Annotated in this window: 6 protein-coding genes and 1 pseudogene; 4 read left to right on the top strand and 3 right to left on the bottom strand. The window is 67.4% G+C overall.

The features are described 5' to 3' along the window. Nucleotides 1-814 (top strand): tyrosine-type recombinase/integrase (locus tag ABGA98_RS45510; protein WP_347624722.1); only part of this gene is annotated, 814 nt, incomplete at its 5' end. Between the two features lie 145 nt (nucleotides 815-959). Here the strand turns inward: ABGA98_RS45510 and ABGA98_RS45515 are convergent. The 3 genes and pseudogenes from ABGA98_RS45515 to ABGA98_RS45525 all read right to left on the bottom strand — a co-directional run. Then, nucleotides 960-2405 (bottom strand): annotated as a pseudogene (locus ABGA98_RS45515) (ISKra4 family transposase); the annotation flags it as partial. A gap of 72 nt (nucleotides 2406-2477) precedes the next feature. Next, nucleotides 2478-3128 carry a hypothetical protein gene (locus ABGA98_RS45520; RefSeq protein WP_347624723.1) on the bottom strand — a complete coding sequence of 217 codons (651 nt, stop codon included), beginning with the start codon at nucleotides 3126-3128 and terminating at the stop codon, nucleotides 2478-2480. A gap of 39 nt (nucleotides 3129-3167) precedes the next feature. Continuing rightward, nucleotides 3168-3317, bottom strand: a complete 150-nt coding sequence (locus tag ABGA98_RS45525; protein WP_347624724.1) for a hypothetical protein — start codon at nucleotides 3315-3317, stop codon at nucleotides 3168-3170. Between the two features lie 7 nt (nucleotides 3318-3324). On the opposite strand from ABGA98_RS45525, the gene ABGA98_RS45530 reads away from it, so the two are divergent. The 3 genes from ABGA98_RS45530 to ABGA98_RS45540 all read left to right on the top strand — a co-directional run bounded on the left by ABGA98_RS45530 (nucleotide 3325) and on the right by ABGA98_RS45540 (nucleotide 7302). After that, nucleotides 3325-4995: a hypothetical protein gene (locus tag ABGA98_RS45530; protein WP_347624725.1), complete on the top strand. Its 1671-nt coding sequence runs from the start codon at nucleotides 3325-3327 to the stop codon at nucleotides 4993-4995. Then, nucleotides 4878-6629, top strand: coding sequence for a LamG-like jellyroll fold domain-containing protein (locus ABGA98_RS45535; protein ID WP_347624727.1), 1752 nt, complete (start codon nucleotides 4878-4880; stop codon nucleotides 6627-6629). The genes ABGA98_RS45530 and ABGA98_RS45535 overlap by 118 nt, the downstream gene beginning before the upstream one ends. Nucleotides 6630-6708: 79 nt before the next feature. Continuing rightward, a complete protein-coding gene (locus ABGA98_RS45540; protein WP_347624726.1) occupies nucleotides 6709-7302 on the top strand; it encodes a hypothetical protein in 594 nt (197 codons plus the stop codon). Nucleotides 7303-7615: the final 313 nt, after the last annotated feature.

Here is a 7615-nt window from a genome sequence, read left to right on the forward strand (position 1 = left end):
GACCGACTCCCACCGCCATCCCGCAGCCGACCTGCTGGCCCTCTACCACCAGCGCTGGGAGATCGAGACCGCCTATTTGGAGATCAAATCCACCATCCTGGGCGGACGAGTCCTGCGCGCCCGCACCACCGCCATCATCGCCCGGGTGCTGGCCATCCCGCCCAAACGCTTCACCCAAACCCTGGTCACCTTCTTGTCCGACGCTGAAGTCGACGCGCTGCTGGCCGCCCCCGACCGATCCACCTGGACCGGCCGACGTGATCACGCGATGCTGGCCCTGGCCATCGAAACCGGGCTGCGCGTCTCCGAACTGGTCGCGCTGACATGCGGCAACGTCCATCTTGGAGTCGGCGCCCATGTGAGCTGCCTGGGCAAAGGCCGCAAACAGCGCATCACCCCGCTGACCACCGGCACCGTCACCCTGCTCAAGTCCTGGCTACGCGAACGCGCCGGGACGCCCACCGATCCGATCTTTTCCACCCGAAGCGGCAGGCAACTCAGCGTCGACGCCGTCCAGCGGCGCCTGGGCAAACACCTCACCACCGCGGCCTCTGCCTGCCCGACCCTGTCGAAAAAGACGATCTCTCCGCATACCCTGCGACACACCGCAGCGATGCGCCTACTGGCCGCAGGCGTCGACATCACCGTCATCGCGCTCTGGCTCGGCCACGAAAACATCGCCAGCACTCAGATCTACATCCACGCCGACCTGGCCCTGAAAGAACGGGCCCTGGCCTTAACCCGGCCCACCACCAGCCAGCCAGGACGCTACCAGCCACCCGACGCCGTCCTGGCCTTCCTAGAAGGCCTGTGACCCCCGCGATTATGCCGACCTCATACTCCAGGCCCTGGCCGCTGGCCACGCCGATCGGCGTCCTGGTCGGCATAATCGGCAGGTCGGCATAGTGAGCCTTATGCAGACGTCTGCATAAAGTCCAGTACTCCTCCAGATGACCGTTGGCGACCAGCGCGCGGAGCTTCAGCACCGCCTCGGCCCCGGCCAGGCCCCAGCGTGCCCCGGCCAGGTCGAACCTGTCGGCGATCAGATGACGGCACGCGCCCTCGACCACCCCGGTCGCGATCGGCCATCCCACTTCCAGCGCCTGGTCATACCGCAGATGCTCGAGGTTGTTGGTGAGGTAGCGGATGCACGCGTCGATGCCGTCACGGTGCTGCGCGCCGGCTGTGGCGGCCTGCGCCCTCAGCGTGGTGATGACCTGGCCGGTGTGCCCGGCCAGCAGGGCCAGGGCATGCCCGGCGACCCAGTCCTCCGCGGCCGGCGCCGCGGGCGGGTGCAAACTCCACGCAGCAGCCCATAACTTCTCCAGCACGTGCACGAAATCGATCACGATGTGGACGCGGATGCCGCGCCGGGCGGCTTCGGCGATGATCAGGTCGAGCTGGTGGCGGGCCCCGTCGACGAGCACGACCCAGGGACGGGCGTGCGCGGGATCACGGGCTTGGGCATGGTCGAACACCTTGGCGATCACAGGGCCGGGGCCGGTAATGACCGAGCCGCACAGCCACTTGCGCGTCGCGTGCGGCCGGGCCCGTGGCAGGCGCCGCCCGGATCGCCCGCCGGGGACGGCGATCACATCGTGCGGCCGCCGCGGCGCCGGTTCGGCGTCGTAGACCACCCCCAGCGTCGCCATCCGTTTGCGCGCCGGCTTCTCCCCGGACGCCAGCCGCGTCCGGAACGTGGCTCGGGCGCGGGCGGCGGCCTTGGCGGTTGCGGGCCGCAGCGCTTCGGGGCGCATCGCAATGCCCTTGCCGTCCACGCTGATCGCCAGCACCGTGGACGCCATGCACGGCAGCACGGTTCGCGCGGCGTAGAAGGCGTCGACGTCGGCCGCGGCCTGGGCGACCAGCTGCTCGATCTGCCGTTTGCCGATCACCTGACCGCACCGTGTGGTGATCGCCGCCAGGGCGGCGTCGAACGAGCCGCGCACTGTCTCGATGACCGCGAGCTTGGCCAGCCCGGCCGAGTGCCGCACCGCCGGCAGCGATAAAGCCGCGTCCGCCGGATAAACGTTGCCGACGCCCGGGGCCCGCCACGCGCACCGGGTGACCGTCACCGTCCCGGTCACCGTGGCGAGCAGGCGGTGGTGCCCGAGCTCCACCCGCCGCCGCGGCACCCCGTCCGCGCCGATCACGCCCGCAGCGCCACCGCCGGGGTGGCGGGCGTGGCGTACCTGCTCCAGCTCGCGCAGCGCGCGCAGGTCAAGGTGGGCCTGCAGCAGCAGGCGCTGCAGCTCCCGGCCCTGCTCGGTGATGGTCTCCTCCAGCCGGTCATGGGTAAGCGTCCCGGTCTGCGCGTCGGTGAGGTGTCCGATGAGCCAGTTGAAGGTGTTCTTCGCCTTCGCAAAGACGTCAGCGGTGGCCTCGGTGTCGTACGGTGCCTGCACAGGGCTCTTCCTTCGTCCGGGGTCGATTGGGTGGCACCTTCGAACCTGACCGAGGGGAGAGCCCCGCCACAATCACCCGACCGGTGACGACGCGATTGCGTCCCGTGACGCCACGCCATCCTGCCCGGCCATCTCGCGGGCCACCGGATCGGTCACCGTGAACAGTCCCGGCCCTTCTTCCTTCGCCCAGCCGCGTTCCACCAGCCGCTTCAGCTTGGAGCGCAGCCCTTCCCGCTTGGCGGCCTCATCCGGCAGTCCCATCGCCACCGCGATCTGCCCGGCCCGCATCGCCCGCCCGGCATCGGCCATGATCTCCACCGCGTCCCGGTACGCCCGCGGCAGCACCGCCGCCTTCATGCCGGGTTGCCAGTGCGGCACCGTCACCACACCCAGCACCGGCGAGTGTGCCGACGGCGCGGTGCCGGCCGCGTCGGCGGCCCCGGCCTGTCCATCGGGCTCATCGAGCAACTGGGCCGCTTCGCCCAGGATCTCCTCCACGGTCTCCCGCGTGATCGTCAGCCGTGACAAGCGGTCCTGTTCGTCCTGCATCTGTGAGGTGAGCGCGGCGATCTGCTCGCCGATCTCCTCGATCCGCCGGCGGACCGCGACTTCGCGCCGTGCCAGTTCCTCGAGCAACGAGCTCATCGTCACCACCGCCTCACGGGTCTGCACCCGCGGTTCCCGGATCAACCAGTTATGTCTACAAGAGCCCAGCTCAGGCACTCACTGAGGGAGAGCCGCACCCATCAACAACTACCGGGTCTACACCTCCGCGGAGAACACCGACGAGTTCGGCAGCCCGCCGAAACTGACCCTCACCACCAGCGGCCCGGCCTCCGCGCCGACCGTCTCCGCCCCGGCCATCACCCCAGCGCAGACCGAGAACGGCACCACGGTGACGACCTCGCTCACTCCGCAGTTGGCCGCAACGGTCGCCGACCCTGTGGGTGGCAACCTGACCGGCGAGTTCGAGGTCGAGCACGACCCGGCCGCGACCGGACAGGGCACCGGCCAGATCTGGGCTGGCGTCTCACCGGAGGTCGTATCCGGCGGCCAGGCCTCGGTGAGCGTCCCCTCGGGCATGTTGACCGATGGGTGGAAGATCCGCTGGCGGGCCCGCGCGGCCAACGCCGCCGCGTCCACCACCTCGGCGTGGTCGGACTGGCAGACGGCCACTGTGGACGTGCCGAACCCGGCGGTCGGCGCCTTCCAGGTCACCCCCTCCCAGGCGGTGAACGGCGGCACCGTGGCCACGAGCCTGACCCCGGCCCTGCAAACCACGGTCACCGACCCGGCCGCACAGCCGGTGCGGGCCGAGTTCGAACTCGAACACGACCCGGCCGCGACCGGACAGGGCACCGGCCAGATCTGGGCCAGCGCCATAGATAACGTCGCCTCCGGCACCCAGGCCACGGCGACCGTGCCCGAAGGGAAGCTGGCCGACGGGTGGAAGGCGCGCTGGCGGGTCCGGGCGATCAACACCGCCACCGCAGTCGGCTCCCCCTGGTCGGACTGGCAGCCCCTGACCATCGACGTGCCGGACCCGGTCTCCGAACCGGCCGTCAACGCGCTGCAGGTCACGCCATCCCAGCAGGTAGACGGCGCCACCGTCACCCCCACCCTCACCCCTGCCCTGCTGGCCCAGGTGAGCGACCCCGCCGGGAAGCCCCTACGGGCTGAGGTCGAGATCGAGCACGACCCCGCCGCGACCGGACAGGGCACCGGCCAGATCTGGGCTGGCAGCGCCGACAACGTCCCCGCCAGCACCCAGGCGAATATCGCCGTCCCGGCGGGCACCCTGACCGACGGGTGGAAGGTGCGCTGGCGCGCCCGCGCTGTCTCAGCTACCGCCGCCTCCGCCTGGTCGGACTGGCAGTCCTTCACCGTCAGCCTGCCTAAACCCACCGCCACCGGCCTGACCATCACTCCGTCGAAGGTAGTGGACGGCGTGACGGTGAGCACCACGCTCACCCCCACGCTGCAGGCCACCCTCACCCACCCCGCCGGCCAGGCGCTGCGGGCCGAGGCTGAGATCGAACACAACCCGGCCGCACCCGAAGGCCAGGGCACCGGTCAGATCTGGACAGGTGCCGTGGACAGCGTCGGCTCCGGTACCCAGGCGAGCATCGCCGTCCCAGCGGACAAGCTAGTTGATGGGTGGAAGGTGCGCTGGCGCCTACGCGCGGTTGGCGAGCAGGCCGCCTCGGCCTGGTCGGAGTGGCGGCAGGTCACCGTGGACGTCACCCAGTCCGGCGAGGAGCCCCTGGCCCAGACCGCCGGACCGGTGATCCGTACCGATCAGAGCTTCACCGCCGCCGCTTGGCTACGGTGGAGCGACAAGGACGGCGACTACACCGTCCTCGAGCAGAAGGGCATCCACCAGGCGCCCTTCCGGCTCGGCAACACCCCGGACCACGGATTGTGTTCACCCTCACCAGCGCCGACGCCGCGGATGCGACGGTCGAGGGCGTGGTGTCCGACGTCGAACCACCGGTCGGCGAATGGTTCCACCTGGCCGGCGTGTACGACGCCACGGCCAAGTCCGCCTGGCTGTACCTCAACGGCAACCTGGTCAAGACCTCGCCAGTGAGCTTCACGGCGTGGAACGCGGACACCGCCATGACCCTGGGCGCCGAAATGCGGGGCGATCTTGACGACGTCCAGCTCTACCAGAGGCCCCTGTCCTCCGAAGATCTCACAGCCCTCGTCGCGGGAACGTCAGCAACGATCACCCAGCCGACAACGGAGTCCACGCGCAAAGCGGCAGGCACCGCCATGGCCGCCTCCTCCTTCAATCCTGATCACCTGACGCTGGAGGACTGTTACAACACCCCGACCGATCCGAGGCACGCAGCGTTACTGGCACGCATTCAGGAACGCGTCTACGCCTCCTGCTGGTCGTCCTACGTGTCCTACACCGTCTACGAGTCGGACGAAGATGACGACGACCCGGACAGACCACGGCGTAGAGCCGGCAACAAGTCCAAAAAGCTCGGCAGTGTCCTGGGCATGACCCTCGAGGAGATGGAGCAGAGGCTCTTTCCTGACGTCATCTTCCAGATGCGCGTCACTTGGGTCGTGCACACATATCTGGGCAACGCCTCTGGGAACGGTGTGGTCAACGGAGAAGGCACCGGCGTCACTCCCCAGACCATCAAGGTGTTCGCGCGTCTGGGCGAATTCGGACTCTATTCGGAGGGACGACGGCTCACCGCTTACGATGACGATCTGGAGCGGGCCAGGATCGGGTTCAATGTCGAACTCGAGTCACAGGCAGGAAAGCCGTGCCGAATCCAGTCGGGCAGCGAACAGGTCAGGACGATCGGAGCCTGGCAGTCGAACAGCGACACCACCTTCGTGATCGACGCGGACACAGATGCGCAGCTCCAGAGCTCGGTCTGCACGATCAAGCCCATGTGGAGCAACGTGTTCGGGTATCCCATCACGGAAGGCCGACTCTGGTCTCAGGAATATCTCAACGACAGGGGAAAGCGGATCGGCGTGATCCGCAAGGGAGATGGCGCCGCCACCGGCAACCTGTACGCTCCCCACGTACGCTGCGACTGGAAGACGTCCGGCAGGGAGGACGACCCGACCAACGAAGTGGACGACCACACGGGGGGATGTGTGAACACCCGAGGACACAAGGTCTTCGTCATGTCCAAATCCCAGAATGCCGACTTCCTGCAGGTCATCGAACACATCGAGACGGTGCTCAACACAACCACGAACCCGAGGACGCATCCAGCGGTTCGCCGCAACGAGACGCAGGATCCGCCTTTGCGGACCTTCTCCGGAACCGAGCAGACGAAGAAAATCCCGGGAAACTGGGCCGCCGATGCAGGAACCATCGCAGGCGGCCCTCTCACCAAGAACAGTACCGCGGGTGCGGCCCTGAACCGCGCCGTGTTCTCCGGCCGCAACTTCTCCTTCACGGCGGAAGGCAAATACTATCGGAGCAATTACTGCAGGTATTACTACGAGAACCTTTACGCCGACCCGGCGTACATCGCCAGGGTCGACCCGCGATGGAATCAACTACAGTGCGACGAGTACCCCTTCGCCTCGTCCCAACAGGGCGCCGCGAGTGCCGCCTTTGACTATTCACTCCGCGCGGTCGGAAGGGAACACAACCGGCTACACGGCGTAGCCTTGAACAAGTTCTACAGCAAATATCGAGTCGTGGATCTGGGCGACCCCTTCTGGGTTCTGATCGTGTCGTGATCCCGACTGTTCGCTGAACGAGACCGGATTCGCCGCCGCCCTGATGGGCGGCGGCGAATCGCATGACAGAAAGGTTTCCATGACAAATAAAACAAACCCCTCCCCGATCGAGGACCAATGGGGATTCCTGGCATCCCACGGATTCTCAGCACGCTTCGCCGGCACGTGGGTGGAAGGCAACGATCCCGACTCGGCCGCCCATATCCTCCGCGCCGACCCGGCCAGCAGGCTGGATTGCGACTTCGAGACGGCCATGCAGTGGTACGACCCCTACTCGTCCGAGGAGATAGTTTGGGTAGGCGTGCACGCTCCCGAATGGCTGCACATCATCAGCCTCAGCGGCGTCGGGATCGCCCCCGGCCCTCTCAGCACGGGCGGACGTCGACTTTTCTATCTTGAGTACGACGACGGGGAAGGCGGCCTCCACGGACTCAGCTATTGGCGCGACGGAAAAGGACGAGGGCAGTACGGGCGAGATTCAAACACGCTGGGGGAACTCGAGGCGCTGTTCGCCAGACACGATGTCGACGCCGCCGCGGCCGAGGACGACGAAGGCGAGCTCAATTCCTACCTGCACCTCCTAGGACACGTCACCGGGAGATTCATCGACCAGGACTGGCTCATGTCCCCTCGAACGCTCTACCGCGTTCCAGATGACGCCTGGAGTTGGTGAGCATTCGCTGGGCGCATATCGCCGCCGAGCAGACCCAAGCGGATGGCGAGTCTGAGAATGCTCGTCTCCCAAGAAATATCCTGAAGACCTTGATGGGTGAGTCGGCATGAGCTGACTCACCCACGCGTTATGGGGTGATCGAGGCGAGAGTCCAGGTGCCGGTGGTGCGGGTGAGCCCGAGGTTGACCTCGATGACTCACGGGGTGGGCGTCCCTCCTGATCAGTTTCGGCTGATGGAGGTTTCCGCCTGATCGTCCCGTTCGCTGCGGATGGTGGCACGGCAATCTGCCCGGGACGCTCGGGCGGGCGGCGG

Source organism: Nonomuraea sp. B1E8, assembly GCF_039871515.1.
GTDB lineage: Bacteria > Actinomycetota > Actinomycetes > Streptosporangiales > Streptosporangiaceae > Nonomuraea.

Bases quoted from the DNA above. Each gene is read 5' to 3' on its own strand.
- ABGA98_RS45540 (WP_347624726.1), top strand. From the start codon at position 6,709: ATGACAAATAAAACAAACCCCTCCCCGATCGAGGACCAATGGGGATTC.